14 protein-coding genes and 1 pseudogene are annotated in these 13,221 nt (G+C 31.5%); 2 read left to right on the plus strand and 13 right to left on the minus strand.

Annotation, left to right across the window (positions count from 1 at the left end):
* The 5 genes from MARIT_RS10725 to holA all read right to left on the minus strand — a co-directional run bounded on the left by MARIT_RS10725 (position 1) and on the right by holA (position 7,563).
* Positions 1 to 3,357, minus strand: coding sequence for a toxin VasX (locus tag MARIT_RS10725; protein ID WP_100211512.1), 3,357 nt, complete (start codon positions 3,355 to 3,357; stop codon positions 1 to 3).
* Positions 3,358 to 3,541: 184 nt separating this feature from the next.
* Positions 3,542 to 4,015 carry a Rossmann-fold NAD(P)-binding domain-containing protein gene (locus MARIT_RS10730; protein ID WP_084339910.1) on the minus strand — a complete coding sequence of 158 codons (474 nt, stop codon included), beginning with the start codon at positions 4,013 to 4,015 and terminating at the stop codon, positions 3,542 to 3,544.
* A gap of 24 nt (positions 4,016 to 4,039) precedes the next feature.
* Positions 4,040 to 4,249, minus strand: a complete 210-nt coding sequence (locus tag MARIT_RS15920) for a PAAR domain-containing protein (RefSeq protein WP_084339911.1) — start codon at positions 4,247 to 4,249, stop codon at positions 4,040 to 4,042.
* 517 nt (positions 4,250 to 4,766) lie between these two features.
* The gene (locus MARIT_RS10735) at positions 4,767 to 6,398 is read right to left on the minus strand and encodes an ABC-F family ATP-binding cassette domain-containing protein (protein WP_100211513.1); all 1,632 of its coding nucleotides are present in this window, start codon (positions 6,396 to 6,398) and stop codon (positions 4,767 to 4,769) included.
* A 160-nt stretch (positions 6,399 to 6,558) separates the two neighbouring features.
* Positions 6,559 to 7,563 carry a DNA polymerase III subunit delta gene (holA, locus tag MARIT_RS10740; protein ID WP_024742345.1) on the minus strand — a complete coding sequence of 335 codons (1,005 nt, stop codon included), beginning with the start codon at positions 7,561 to 7,563 and terminating at the stop codon, positions 6,559 to 6,561.
* A 76-nt stretch (positions 7,564 to 7,639) separates the two neighbouring features.
* Between holA and MARIT_RS10745 the strand changes: the two genes are divergently transcribed.
* Complete coding sequence (locus MARIT_RS10745; RefSeq protein WP_100211514.1) at positions 7,640 to 8,113, plus strand: type I restriction enzyme HsdR N-terminal domain-containing protein; 474 nt, start codon at positions 7,640 to 7,642, stop codon at positions 8,111 to 8,113.
* An 18-nt stretch (positions 8,114 to 8,131) separates the two neighbouring features.
* Positions 8,132 to 9,129 (plus strand): annotated as a pseudogene (locus MARIT_RS10750) (glycosyltransferase family 2 protein).
* A gap of 217 nt (positions 9,130 to 9,346) precedes the next feature.
* Here MARIT_RS10750 and MARIT_RS10755 read toward each other — a convergent pair.
* The 8 genes from MARIT_RS10755 to MARIT_RS10790 form a co-directional block, all read right to left on the minus strand.
* On the minus strand, positions 9,347 to 9,664 hold the full coding sequence (locus MARIT_RS10755) for a hypothetical protein (RefSeq protein ID WP_024742348.1): 318 nt from the start codon (positions 9,662 to 9,664) through the stop codon (positions 9,347 to 9,349).
* A 159-nt stretch (positions 9,665 to 9,823) separates the two neighbouring features.
* Positions 9,824 to 10,345, minus strand: coding sequence for a hypothetical protein (locus tag MARIT_RS10760; RefSeq protein WP_157926253.1), 522 nt, complete (start codon positions 10,343 to 10,345; stop codon positions 9,824 to 9,826).
* 157 nt (positions 10,346 to 10,502) lie between these two features.
* Positions 10,503 to 10,685 carry a hypothetical protein gene (locus MARIT_RS10765; protein ID WP_024742350.1) on the minus strand — a complete coding sequence of 61 codons (183 nt, stop codon included), beginning with the start codon at positions 10,683 to 10,685 and terminating at the stop codon, positions 10,503 to 10,505.
* A 50-nt stretch (positions 10,686 to 10,735) separates the two neighbouring features.
* Positions 10,736 to 11,392, minus strand: a complete 657-nt coding sequence (locus MARIT_RS10770; protein WP_024742351.1) for a response regulator transcription factor — start codon at positions 11,390 to 11,392, stop codon at positions 10,736 to 10,738.
* A 265-nt stretch (positions 11,393 to 11,657) separates the two neighbouring features.
* Positions 11,658 to 12,428, minus strand: coding sequence for a hypothetical protein (locus MARIT_RS10775; protein ID WP_024742352.1), 771 nt, complete (start codon positions 12,426 to 12,428; stop codon positions 11,658 to 11,660).
* A 125-nt stretch (positions 12,429 to 12,553) separates the two neighbouring features.
* Positions 12,554 to 12,739: a hypothetical protein gene (locus MARIT_RS10780; protein WP_100211516.1), complete on the minus strand. Its 186-nt coding sequence runs from the start codon at positions 12,737 to 12,739 to the stop codon at positions 12,554 to 12,556.
* Between the two features lie 42 nt (positions 12,740 to 12,781).
* The gene (locus MARIT_RS10785) at positions 12,782 to 12,976 is read right to left on the minus strand and encodes a hypothetical protein (protein WP_100211517.1); all 195 of its coding nucleotides are present in this window, start codon (positions 12,974 to 12,976) and stop codon (positions 12,782 to 12,784) included.
* A gap of 42 nt (positions 12,977 to 13,018) precedes the next feature.
* Positions 13,019 to 13,201: a hypothetical protein gene (locus tag MARIT_RS10790; RefSeq protein WP_100211518.1), complete on the minus strand. Its 183-nt coding sequence runs from the start codon at positions 13,199 to 13,201 to the stop codon at positions 13,019 to 13,021.
* Between the last annotated feature and the right edge of the window lie 20 nt (positions 13,202 to 13,221).

A 13,221-nucleotide genomic window follows, 5' to 3' on the forward strand; every position in this document is an offset into this window, starting at 1 on the left:
TTAATTGATATAATAAGATTGTAATTTTGATATACTTTTTTCTGAAATAATTTTAGGTTTTCGCAAAGCTTCCTCTTTTGGCATGTTTACTAATTTTACATTTGTAACACCAATTCTTTGCCCATACCTATGAGCAGAAAAAACACTTTGCATTAAATTCGTATTGGTATTTATTTTATTATGGGTTTGAGCATGCCCAAAAATATAGCGAGGTTCCGTATGAAAGCTTGTAGGAATATACTCTCCATCTGCTACCTTAATTCTACATATAAATAACACTTCTCCTTTAGGATATTCTTCAAGATTGAATATAAAATCATTAGGCAAACCAAAACTTATTTGGCAATTAGGGGTTAGCTCCTCATTATTAAAATAATTCTTTTGAGGTGCTTCATATATAAATGTTGTTATAGCTATACGCCCGTTCGGACGCAATGCTGCTTTTGTATTTATGCCATAAGGATAGTACCAAGCTTTTATAGCTAACTGATCTAAATCATTAATTTTTTGTGCAGAATAAATGGATGCTTTAAAACGATGGGTAATGGCATTATATTTATAAAATCCCTTGTGATAATCTATATATTCATGAGATGCTGGCTCTACAATGACAATACTTGGTACTAAAATATCTAAAAGAGCAGTATAGGCTTTTTCAAAGTTAGTATAAGTTTTAAACTCATCGGATTGCACAGAGCCAAACCAAGGATTGTTCATGGTTTTAGCAGGATTAACAACCAAACGTGATATGTACTCTTGTGACGTTTCATGTGCACTAGGTATTGCGGCAAAATCACTTAAAGGGTAGTTTTTAAAATAAGCTTCTAGTTCCGAATCTTTAAAATACTTAGCTGCCAAATAATAACACCCTACCAAAGCACCTCCTAATAAGGCAGCAGGCCAAAACCCTAAGCCAAATACCGCTGCACTACCACTAACGAGCATGCTTATATCTGCAAATAAAAAAGTAGCTCCAATGCCCGATGCCATTGCATAAATAGTAGCTGCATCATTGTCACGCAATGAAAAACTTAAATAACTGTCTCTTGACGCGGTAAATACAGTAATCGCAGAACTAATTATTTTAAGAGCACCTACATTTCGTGTAAAATTTCTCACCCTTCCCAAAACAACATCACTACCTAGCCCTCTTTTAATCAAATATTTATCATATAATTTCATTTCTTTAATAAGCGTTCCTGTTGCCGCTCCTAGCTTTACACTAGCAAAAGCGAACTCTTCTTGCTTCTTATAAGATAAATCTTTAGAAAGATTTTTCACTGCTTTTCCCCATACATAAGCTTCTATCATCAATACTACCCCAGCAAAAGCATTCGATTTCAGAAATTTTTCAACTTCACTTTTAAACCGTTTAGGCAGGTTGCCTTTCAAGTTTACTTCCAGCTTACCATCTTTTACCAATTGGTCAGCATTTTTCCTAGTCATTTTTTCATACTCCAAATGCCAATGTTGTTTATATTTTTTCAGAGTGGCAGGTTTCCCGTTTATTTCATACGTTAGTTTTTTTCCGTTTATTTCTGTTTCAAAATTTTCTAAGGCTTTAAATTTAAAGACCGCTTTCCTCGTTTTTTTATCTCTAAAATAACTCACCTTACCCGTTATAGGCATTTCTTTTTGCTTTAATACGGTAAAAGCTCCTACATAGGTTTCATGATTGGCATAAGCTTTAAATATTTTTTCTATTTGCTTAATTGTCTTTTTAGTTAAACTAAGCTTATTAATATCTTGTATGTCAATTGAAATATCCAATATTTTAGTACTTTTCTTAAAATATTCTGGATTTTTGTTATATAATGTTTCATTTATTTTTTTGTACCATTCGTCATGTACAAGTTGGTATTCCTTGTTTAAATCTAAATGCCTATCGTACATGTTTGGGTATTGCCCCAAAACAATAAAATGTTCTGCTACCAAACCTTTCGCGTCTTCAATATCATCTGCAATACCGCTAAAACAGTACTCTAAAGCATCCTGATAATAGTCTGATTTCATAAAGTTTCCTAAATCATCTCTATAGCTATTAATCACACTCTTTTGAGCTAGTCGTTCTTTCTTTCCTAATATCTTCTCTAGTTTTTTCTTGCTTGCTCCCCCGTGTTCTATAAAGGCACCCAAAATTCCTGCTGTATATACATTAGCAACTTTATCTTTTGTAGTATTGATTGTTTTTTCACCATACTTATCGGTATTCTCATGAGTATTGTACACAAAATCATACGAAAGTTGCGCCAAACGAAATAAATATAGTATTTGCTTTGTTGTTTTATTGTCATCAATCGTAACTTTTTTTCCTTGCAGTAACAATTTAAATACCTCCTTTAAAGATTTACCTGTTTGTAAACTCGTTATTATGGCTTGCAACCGTATAATTTCTCTATCAATACCTAAACAAATTTCATCTGCTAAGGTTGTAGGATCATGAAAAGTAATAAACATATCTTCCAATGTTTCATTAGCTTCGCCATTTTTTTTAGCTTTCTGATCTTGCGCTCTTTCAGTAATAAAAATGTCATTTAAATTATCTTGTAATATACTAGCAAAAGGATGTCTGTTAGGAAAAGTGGCTTTTACTTGATGAAAAGGCAATAGCATTGCGTTTTCTTCTGCTTGGTATTCCTTTGAAAAACCATTGCATTCAATAAGCTGCATTCTTTCCTTTTTTTCATTACTAGCATTTATTTCATTAAAATATTTTCGTGACCATTGTACAGGTGAAAAAGCGACTCTTAGTTTCTTCCCTTTTTCTACCATTTTATAACTTATTTTTTCACTTTGCTTTTTCCTTATATCTAAATATTCCCCTGTTTTTTTATCTTTAGAATACTCCCATAAAATATGAGATAACATACCGCATTTATCTACTGCTAATTCATAATACTCCTCTGGGTCTTCATCATTTATTAAGTAAATATATCCTTCACACAATGCCGTTCGTGTAAGGCTAAAGTTTTTTAATTGAGGAAGTCCATATTCCTTAAATTTTTCTTTTTTATATACAACTTCCTCCAACGCTATCGTTTGCTTAACTTCTTTTGTATCCTTATTATAAACAATAACATCTTCTGTTGCTTTATTCAATAAAAGTATTTCGGCAGTATCTTCCTTTGCTATGACTGCTTTTTCTACTTCTACGTCTATTTCATCTTCTACTGGCGTTGCTTTATCTAATAAACCATATCTAAAAAAATGCAACCGAATACCTTCTCCTTCAACTGTTATTTTAGGAGATTCATGACAAATAACCTCTTCTTGATTACAGGTAAACGAGTATTCAGCAATTTTTAAATCTTTTTCATATGATTTTCTTTGTAACTTTTCAAGCTTTTTGTTTCCCATTTTCTTTTATATACTAGCTTTTTAATTTTATACATTGAATGATTTCAACTTTTTGTTTTGAAGCAAAAATTTAGGATTTTTTGCCCTAATCAAGTCTTTTTCGGGTAACATAGCCTTAGCTACGTTCTGATAAAAGATTAAAATTAGGGAAAAATAAGCCCCATTTGCAGGCATCAGAAAAAATTTAAATCACTTCGTTATCATCTTCTTCTATTTCCCAAATGACATCTACCTTTTTATCATGAACTACTCCTGTTACTTCTTCTAAAACAGTGTTTACAATGTTTCTCGTTCCTTCTTCATCCATTTCTTTTTTATGACGAGATACGGTAAGTGTAACCGTTTCTCCTTCTGCAAAATTTACTGTAGATGCCCTAAGTGTTACTTTCCTTAATACTTTAGATTTTTTAATTATCTTTTCTTCTTTTATCCACCTTAAATTATAAACCCGTTTATCTCCTTCAATATTTTCTGTTTTTTGGCGTATTTTTTTTTGATTTGCAATGGCTTTATTAGCATTGCCTAATATTCTATTTGCAAATGTAATTTTGGGAAAAGGTATTTCTTTTATAGGCATTATTGTAGTAGGTGAAGCTCCCTTACTACCTATTATAATATTTGAAGACCCAGAAACAACCACACCTCCATGTGCTGTCATATCTCCTACACAAGCTATTAGTTTTCAGTTAATTAATACGGTTGGATTTCCTTGTACTATAGTATCTGATGATCCTACGCAAGTACATAAGCTTCCCATAGTTGCTACTGGTTTGTCATTAAATAAAACGTTAGATTCTCCTTGAATTACTGGACCTCCTACATGGGGTATTGTTCCGCTACACATAGGACATATATGATTACTCCCTACTATTGCCGCTGGTTTTCCTTCCATAACTTTTTTTCTTTTTAGTGTGCATGAATCATACTTTTCTATTTGCTTGGATAATCATTTAGAATTCCAAACTATAAGTGCTTTTCAAAGATACACTTTTTCTTAAAGTTTACTACAAGAACAACTCGTTTGATTCCTCGTTTTTTTAAGCCCTATGGAGCATCGTTATTCTTTATGCCCACTTGTATATTGAATTCCATTCGTTTTTTGGTATGCAACATGAATGCAATATAAACAACTGTAACCCAGAAACCGACAACACTCTTATATACAACACATTAAAAACCAACGACTACTTTTTTGGAATATCTTGATATTATAAGAACACCTAGCGCTTTTAGGTATAAAAAAACAGCTATGTATTGGCTTTTCAACTCCTACCCTAAAGTAAAGGGGGTAAAAAATTGGTTGCCAAACAGTGTGAGATCGAACTGGCGTTGCATAATGACATAACTCCATAAAAAAAGGCAGTATCCTAATAAGAATACTGCCTTTTTTTGTTGGTAAATAACATTTATTATAAATCAATTTCTTTTAATGCTTTTATGTTATTTCTTTCTAAAAAGGCATCAATAGTTTCAAAATGTTCTATAACACGTTGTTCTTTAAATTCAAATACTTTTTGCGACAATCCTCGTAAAAAATCTCTGTCATGAGATACTAAAATCAACGTACCATCAAAATTTAATAAAGCTTCTTTAATTACCTCTTTTGATCGTAAATCTAAATGATTCGTAGGCTCATCTAAAATCAATAAGTTTACAGGTTCTAACAAAAGTTTTACCATTGCCAAACGCGTTCTTTCTCCTCCTGATAATACTTTTACCTTCTTTTCCAAATCATCTCCACTAAACATAAATCGCCCCAAAATATTTTTTATCTGGGTTCTAATATCTCCTTCTGCAATTTCATCTACTGTTTGAAATATGGTTAATTCTGGATCTAATAGCGAGGCTTGGTTTTGTGCAAAATATCCTACTTTAGCATTGTGCCCTAACCCACACGTTCCTTCAAAATCTATGGCGCCCATAATGGCTTTTATCATGGTAGATTTCCCTTCTCCATTTCTTCCTACAAAGGACACTTTTTCACCCCTAGCAATTGCAAAACTAGCTTCTTTAAAAACAGTTAAATTGCCATATTTTTTAGTAAGGTTATCCACTCTTACAGGATAGTCTCCGGATCTTGGTGAAGGTGGAAATCGTAATTTTAAAGAAGAAGTATCTACTTCATCTATTTCAATTGGCACTAATTTTTCAAGCATACGCTCTCTAGAAGCTACTTGATTTGTTTTAGAATAGGTGCCTTTAAAACGTTCTATAAAAGCTTTATTATCTGCTATTATTTTTTGTTGCTCTTGATATGCTTTTAATTGATGCGCTCTGCGCTCTTTTCTTAACTCTAAATAATGAGAATAGGTGGCTTTATAATCATGAATAGTTCCCATGGTTACCTCAATGGTTCTATTTGTAATTGTATCAATAAACGCTTTATCATGAGAAATTACAACTACTGCCTTTGCTTTATGCAGTAAAAAGTTTTCTAACCAAATTACCGATTCAATATCTACATGATTTGTTGGCTCATCTAGCAAAATTAAATCGGGTTTTTGTAATAAAATTTTAGCCAACTCAATACGCATCCGCCATCCTCCACTAAAGGAGGATGTGGGACGATCAAAATCATCTTGCTTAAACCCGAGTCCTTTTAAAGCTTTTTCAACCTCTGCATCATAATTTACCTCTTCCAAAGCATAGTAACGCTCTCCTAAATCAGCAACACGTTCAATAATTTTCATGTATGCATCCGATTCATAATCTGTTCGAGTTTCTAACTCCTTATTCAATGCATCCATTTCGGCTTTCATATCAAAAACTCCTTGAAATGCCTTCGCTGCCTCTTCTCTTACCGTAACTGCATCTTCCATTAATAAATGCTGGGGTAAATAGGCTATTACTGCTTCTTTAGGAACTCTTACTCCTCCTTTGGTTGGTTTAGAAACTCCTGCTATAATTTTCATCATAGTAGATTTTCCTGCCCCATTTTTCCCCATGAGTGCTATCTTATCATTTTCGTTAATTACAAATGAAACATCACTAAACAATGTATGTCCGCTAAATGCTACTTCTAATTGATCTACAGTAATCATGTTTATTAATTTTTGAGGAGCGAAAATATTGAAATTGTTCCAATAAAGTCTTCTTTTTTGCACTGCTGTTCAAATTCGCTACAACTTTTAAGTATCTTGTTAAAAAGACGCGTTATCTCTTTTATACTACATTGCTTTTCATAAAATGAGCCATCGTGTTTTAATGCAAAATTCGAAATAGCAACTCTTTTAAGATATCCGCTTGGGGCATTCCATTGGCACCTACTCCTTTGCTTTTTACATCAGCTTCTCTTAAAAGGGCTATAATTTGTGATACTTTTCGCATAGGGTAATTATTAGCTGCGGTTACATAATCACCTACAAAATAAGGATTCACTCCTAAATTTTTGGCTACTGAAGCTTTTGATTTGTCTTTTAATCCGTGATACATTAATAACTGAGTAAAAAAACTATTTAATAATGATATGGTCATTACTAACGGATTGTTTTTAGGGTTTTGAGCAAAGTAATTAATAATTCTATTGGCTTTTAATACGTCTTTTTGCCCTACTGATTTTCGTAACTCAAAATTATTAAAGTCTTTTGATATGCCTATATTTTCTTCAATATGTACTGGATTAATAATGGTTGCTGCTGGTAAAACTGAAATAAGTTTTTCTAATTCATTGTTAATTTTACTTAAATCGGTTCCTAAAAACTCTACCAACATTTGCGCTGCTTTGGGCTCTATTTGGTATTTTTTAGCTCCGAGAACTTTACGAATCCAATCGGAAACTTGATTTTCGTATAATTTTTTACTCTCAAAAACTACTCCGTTTTTAGCAATTGCTTTATATACTTTTTTTCGCTTGTCTAGTTTTTTGTATTTATAGTTAAGAACTAAAACCGTGGTAGCTTGCGGATTTTCAGCATAGCTTTCTAGTTTATCAATAGTACGACTTAAATCTTGTGCTTCTTTAACAATTAATACTTGCTTTTCAGCCATCATTGGGTAACGCTTTGCGGAAGCTACTATTTCTTCTATAGATACATCTCTACCATACATTACTACTTGGTTGAATCCTTTTTCTGACGCTTCTAAAATATGTGTTTCTATATAGGTGGAAATTTTATCAATGTAGTAAGGTTCTTCTCCCATTAAAAAGTAAATGGGTTTTACGATTCCGTTTTTAAGATCATTTACAATATGTTCTGCCTCGTTCATGTATTTTTATATGCTATTTCGCTATCGTTTTATTGGTTCTTTTCTTTATGAGAACTCTTTTTTATACCTTTGAAAAATGCAGCAATTGAATCTTCCTGAGTATTTTTTCAAGCTCAAAAGTAACGAAAAACACACGTTTATCTTTGATAGAATTCGAAAAAAATATGTAGTCTTAACGCCTGAAGAGTGGGTACGTCAACATTTTGTTGAATTTCTTATTCATGAAAAAAAGTATCCTATTTCTTTAATTGCATTAGAAAAGCAATTGGTTATAAATAACCGTAAAAAAAGGAGTGATATTTTAATTTTTTCACCCAATGGAATGCCTCATATTGTTGTAGAATGTAAAGCGCCTCATATTAAAATAACGCAAGATACTTTTGACCAAATTGCTCGATATAATTTGGCTTTAAAAGCTCATTATTTAATTGTTACTAATGGATTGGAGCATTATTTTTGCCAAATGGATGCGGTTCATGAATCGTATCTTTTTTTAAAGGAGATTCCTAATTATAATTCGTCTTCTTTTAGCGACTCAACTCATTATTAAATACTTACTTTTATATTTTTGAAAACAGCTATTGTCATATTAAATTGGAATGGTAAAGAGTTATTGGAACAATTTTTACCCTCTGTTATTAAATACAGCGCTCAACTTGCTGATATTTATGTAGCGGATAATGCTTCTTCTGATAATTCTATTGCTTATATACAGCGCCATTTTCCTAGCATTAAAATTATACAGAATACCGTAAATGGAGGTTATGCTAAAGGGTATAATGATGCGCTACAACACGTAGATGCTAGTATTTATTGCTTGCTAAATTCGGATATTGAGGTTACTGAAAATTGGTTACCGCCTGTTATTAATGTGTTTCAACAAGAAAAAAATACAGCTATTATTCAACCCAAATTGCTAGATTTTAAACAAAAAACAATGTTTGAATATGCTGGTGCTGCTGGTGGTTTTATTGATGCTTTTGGGTATCCTTATTGCCGAGGTCGTATTTTTAATGATGTAGAAACCGACTTGCAGCAGTTTGATGATACTGCGGCTATTTTTTGGGCATCAGGTGCTTGTTTTTTTATTCGATCAGAGGTGTTTCATGAATTGCAGGGATTTGATGAAGATTATTTTGCGCATCAAGAAGAAATTGACCTTTGTTGGCGTGCTAAAAATAAAGGTTTTGATATTATGTATGTAGGAGGGGCTACGGTATATCATGTAGGGGGGCTACTTTAGAGGAAACGAATCCGCAAAAAACATTTCTAAATTTTAGAAATAGCTTGTTTAATATTCTTAAAAATGTGCCTGCGCCATTCTTTTTACTGATTCTTTTTGCGCGCTTGATTTTGGATGGAATTGCTGGTCTAAAATTTCTTTTAAGCGGAAAACCTATGCATACTTGGGCTATTGTAAGAGGGCATTTTAGTTTTTATAAAAACTTTTTTAAAATGATAAACAAACGGAAATCACTTGCAAAAACTTTTAACTATAATTTACATACTTCTATTATTTGGCAGTATTTTGTTTTGGGAAGAAAAAAGTTTAACGATTTAAAATAATAGTTATAGGCTTATTTAATGGAGTAAGGTATTGCCTCTTAATCATGTTTTTTGGTCGATTAGTAATTGGCTGTGGCTTACAAATTGTATAGGTGTGAAACTATCGGAATTGAATTTAACCCCGATAGTGTTTTATTTATTGAAGTGTTTTTTGTGTAACATAGCCTTTAAAATTAAGGTGGCATAAGCATCATTTATAGGCTTTAGAAAAGTTTAATTAAACCACTTCATTGAGTTCTATACTCCTATTTCCTTTTATTTTATCTAAAAAATTTGCTTCTGAATACGGTAATAAATCTTTTGCTACTCCTAATACACTTATAATATCATACTCACTACAATGGGGTATATCAAAATTACACATGCCTTCCATAGCACTTTGGCTTACATTTATAATGGCTCCTATAAGCTCTATTAACTCGGCATAACTACCTACTTTCATTTTTACTTCTGATACTTCCTTATTATATTCTTCTAAAGGTGTTAAGGTTTTTAAATACATTGTTTTTAATACTTGAATCTCTTCTAAGTTCATACTTTTAAATTTTAGGGATTATATAATTTTTATTATAACGCAATGCCTCCGCGGCTTTTATTGCGTTGTTGTTATTTATAATTGCTCTATAAAAAAATGATGCTTCGCTATTTTTTACGCTTTCTTTTAAAAAACGCTGTATTTCATATCCGTAAAGGCTTATTTATGGCTGGCTATTTTTTTTATCATTTCTAACATTTCTTCTCTTTTTTCTGGCTTGGTGTTTTTAAAGGTAAATTTTAATAAGTTCATTAATACATCAAGAAGATTCTCTTCTTCCCTTTTAGAAAACCTCATAAGGTAAAATACCACAGCTAAAATAATTAATGAGCTAAATAGAGTTACTAATAAATATTGCATTAGACTATAATCTTCAAACTTTTGAAATATCCAAAACGTGACAAATAACTTAGTTGATAAATAAGAAACCACTATCAATTGTGATCCAAAATAAACCAAAGAATTATTCTTTTTGGGCACATATCGAATAATTAAAAAAAAAGCAAATACAGAAATAAAAATATCAGCTACATTTCTACCAAACCTCTCTAAAAAATAATGCTTACTATCAAAACTAAACACTCTCTGATTTTCAATTTCCTTTTCCCTCTTATTGAAAGCCTCTTTTTTAATTTTATTAACTCTTATATAATCCCTATACTCCATGGTTCCTTTTGACATATTTTTCAACTGAGTTAAGGAAATAGAGTTCCTTTTCTTAGCTAGCTGAAAGTTTTTGTCTGCCTTTTTATAGGACTCAGTAAAAGGGTCAACAGCTCTATAAGATAAAGATAATACAACCAATAAAATTGGTATTAATATGTAAAACACAAGGTTTTTAGTCCTCCTCCATCGTCTCTTCCTTAATTCCATCCCCAAGATCTGTGGTTGAATCTCCTTTATTAACCCCAAATAGTTCTTGTTTTTCATCTAATGTTTTTATGGTTTCTTCAGTAGTATCCGTACATGATACCATTCCCACAAATAATAATGCTGCTAACGTTTTTAAAAAAGTATTCATTTTTAGTATTTTAAAATTAAAACACTAAAATACAATTTTAAAAAGGCTTATTACTTGTTCATTTTGCTTACGCTTAATAATAATTGTGTTTTGTATTTTGCTGCCAATACTGCTAGCTGTATGTTGTCTTTTACATTTAATTTTTGTCGAATTCGTTGGGTATAACTACGAAAAGCGCTGCTACTTATATGCATTTTACTACTAATTTCATTGGGTGTAAATCCTTTTAGCAGCCATACCATAAGCCTTGCTTCTTTGGGCGATAATATGTCTGTTATTAAATACTGTTCTCCTATTTCTAACTGCTTGTCTATAACAGCATCTCTAACCGATTCTGAAAAGTATTTTTTTCCATTAAAAACGGCTTTAATAGCTGCTACAATACATGGTACGGACTCTTCTTTTAAAATATAGCCTTTGGCGCCTAATGCCATTGCTTCTTGTATTACAGCAACATCATAATAACTGGTTACTACAATTGTTTTTATATGGCTGTTTTTTTCTGATAACTGCTTTAGTGCCTCTAACCCGTTAAAGCAAGGAATAGATAGGTCTAAAATTAATACATCGGAAGCATTTTTGCTTAACCACTCTACCACCCCAACCCCATCAGAAGAGGCTCCTACAACCGTTATTCCATGGGCTTTTAAGAGTGCTTTATACCCTTCAATAACTACTGGATAATCATCTACTAAATAAACTTTCATTGTACTTGTTTTTAGTAACTATGGCAAAGTTATACAAAGCAATTGAGCTTGATTGTGGACGTTTGTCCAGACATAAAAAAAATACTGTTTTTAGCATGGTGGTTGCTATTGGCTACCTCAAAAAATTGGCTACTGAATAGGGTAATAGCTTATTTGCCAACCCCAATACTCTTACAATAGCTCACTGATTACAGCAAACTGCTGCCTTATGATACCAATTGTTTGCTCAACATAGCAAACAGTATTTTTTTACCACAGCAATAGGTTAGCTATTTTTAGCTATTTTTTTAATCATTTCTAACATTTCTTCTCTTTTTTCTGGCTTGGTGTTTTTAAAGGTAAATCTCAATAAGTTCATTAACACATCGAGAAGATTATCTTCTTCTCTTTTAGAAAATCTTATAAGATAAAATACCACAACTAAAATAATTAATGAGCTAAATAGAGTTACTAATAAATATTGCATTAGACTATAATCTTCAAAATTTTGAAATATCCAAAATGTAACAAATAACTTAGTTGATAAATAAGAAACTACTATCAATTGTGATCCAAAATAAACTAAAGAATTATTCTTTTTAGGCACGTACCTAACAATTAAAAAAAAAGCAAATATAGAAATAAAAATATCAGCTACATTTCTACCGAGTCTCTCTAAAAAATAATGCTTACTATCAAAACCAAATACTTTCTGGTTTTCAACTTCTCTTTTTCTCTTATTGAAAGCCTCTTTTTTTATCTTATGAGCTCTTATATAGTCTTCATAAACTTTAGTTCCTTTAGAATATTCCTTTACATGAGTTAAAGCTACAGAATTCCTTCTCTTAGCTAACTGAAAGTCTTCATCTGCCTTTTTATAGGATTCACTAGAAATATCAGTACCTTTATATGATAAAGATAGAACAACCAATAAAATTGATACCAATATATAGAATATAAACCTTTTAACCCTCGACCATCGTTTCTTTTTTAATCCCATCTCCAAGATCGGTGGTTGCATCTCCTTTTCTAACTCCAAATAGTTCTTGTTTTTCATATAATTGTGTTATCGTTTTTTCAGTAGTATGCTATACAACCAATACACCATACAATTGTTAAAAGTTTAAAAAATATTTTCATTTTAAATGTTGTAATTGTTACTATACAATAAAAGATTCCTGTCTATTCCTCGTCCATATTTGGATTATCTCTATCTCCTCCTGATACATCTGTAAAAGAATCTTCTTTGTTAATTCCAAATAGTTCTTGTTTTTCTTCTAATTGTGCTATCGTTTTTTCAGTAGTATCCGTACATCCTATACAACCAATGCACCATACAATTATTAAAAGCTTAAAAAATATTTTCATTTTAAATGTTGTAATTGTTGTTATACAATAAAAGATTCCTGTCTATTCCTCGTCCATATTTGGATTATCTCTATCTCCTCCCCCATCTCTTGGATCGTCTGTAAAATAATCTTCTTTGTTAACCCCAAATAGTTCTTGTTTTTCTTCTAATTCTGCTATCGTTTTTTCAGTGGTATCCGTACATGCTATACAACCAATGCACCATACAATTGTTAAAAGTTTAAAAAATATATTCATTTTAAATGTTGTAATTGTTGTTATACAATAAAAGATCACTTATTAATCTTCTGTATCATCTGGATCTTCTTCATATTCATCCCCTGGAACACCAATTTCATTTTTATTAACCCCAAATAGTTCTTGTTTTTCTTCTAATTCTGCTATCGTTTTTTCAGTGGTATCCGTACATGCTATACAACCAATGCACCATACAATTGTTAAAAGCTTAAAAAATATTTTCATTTTGAATGTTGTAATTGTTG

The sequence above is a fragment of the Tenacibaculum maritimum NCIMB 2154 genome, from assembly GCF_900119795.1.
Taxonomy (GTDB): Bacteria; Bacteroidota; Bacteroidia; order Flavobacteriales; family Flavobacteriaceae; genus Polaribacter; species Polaribacter maritimus.

Bases quoted from the DNA above. Each gene is read 5' to 3' on its own strand.
- MARIT_RS10725 (WP_100211512.1), bottom strand. From the start codon at position 3,357: ATGGGAAACAAAAAGCTTGAAAAGTTACAAAGAAAATCATATGAAAAA.
- MARIT_RS10730 (WP_084339910.1), bottom strand. From the start codon at position 4,015: ATGACAGCACATGGAGGTGTGGTTGTTTCTGGGTCTTCAAATATTATA.
- MARIT_RS15920 (WP_084339911.1), bottom strand. From the start codon at position 4,249: ATGGAAGGAAAACCAGCGGCAATAGTAGGGAGTAATCATATATGTCCT.
- MARIT_RS10735 (WP_100211513.1), bottom strand. From the start codon at position 6,398: ATGATTACTGTAGATCAATTAGAAGTAGCATTTAGCGGACATACATTG.
- holA (WP_024742345.1), bottom strand. From the start codon at position 7,563: ATGAACGAGGCAGAACATATTGTAAATGATCTTAAAAACGGAATCGTA.
- MARIT_RS10745 (WP_100211514.1), top strand. From the start codon at position 7,640: ATGCAGCAATTGAATCTTCCTGAGTATTTTTTCAAGCTCAAAAGTAAC.
- MARIT_RS10755 (WP_024742348.1), bottom strand. From the start codon at position 9,664: ATGAACTTAGAAGAGATTCAAGTATTAAAAACAATGTATTTAAAAACC.
- MARIT_RS10760 (WP_157926253.1), bottom strand. From the start codon at position 10,345: ATGTCAAAAGGAACCATGGAGTATAGGGATTATATAAGAGTTAATAAA.
- MARIT_RS10765 (WP_024742350.1), bottom strand. From the start codon at position 10,685: ATGAATACTTTTTTAAAAACGTTAGCAGCATTATTATTTGTGGGAATG.
- MARIT_RS10770 (WP_024742351.1), bottom strand. From the start codon at position 11,392: ATGAAAGTTTATTTAGTAGATGATTATCCAGTAGTTATTGAAGGGTAT.
- MARIT_RS10775 (WP_024742352.1), bottom strand. From the start codon at position 12,428: ATGAAAAACAAGAACTATTTGGAGTTAGAAAAGGAGATGCAACCACCG.
- MARIT_RS10780 (WP_100211516.1), bottom strand. From the start codon at position 12,739: ATGAAAATATTTTTTAAGCTTTTAATAATTGTATGGTGCATTGGTTGT.
- MARIT_RS10785 (WP_100211517.1), bottom strand. From the start codon at position 12,976: ATGAATATATTTTTTAAACTTTTAACAATTGTATGGTGCATTGGTTGT.
- MARIT_RS10790 (WP_100211518.1), bottom strand. From the start codon at position 13,201: ATGAAAATATTTTTTAAGCTTTTAACAATTGTATGGTGCATTGGTTGT.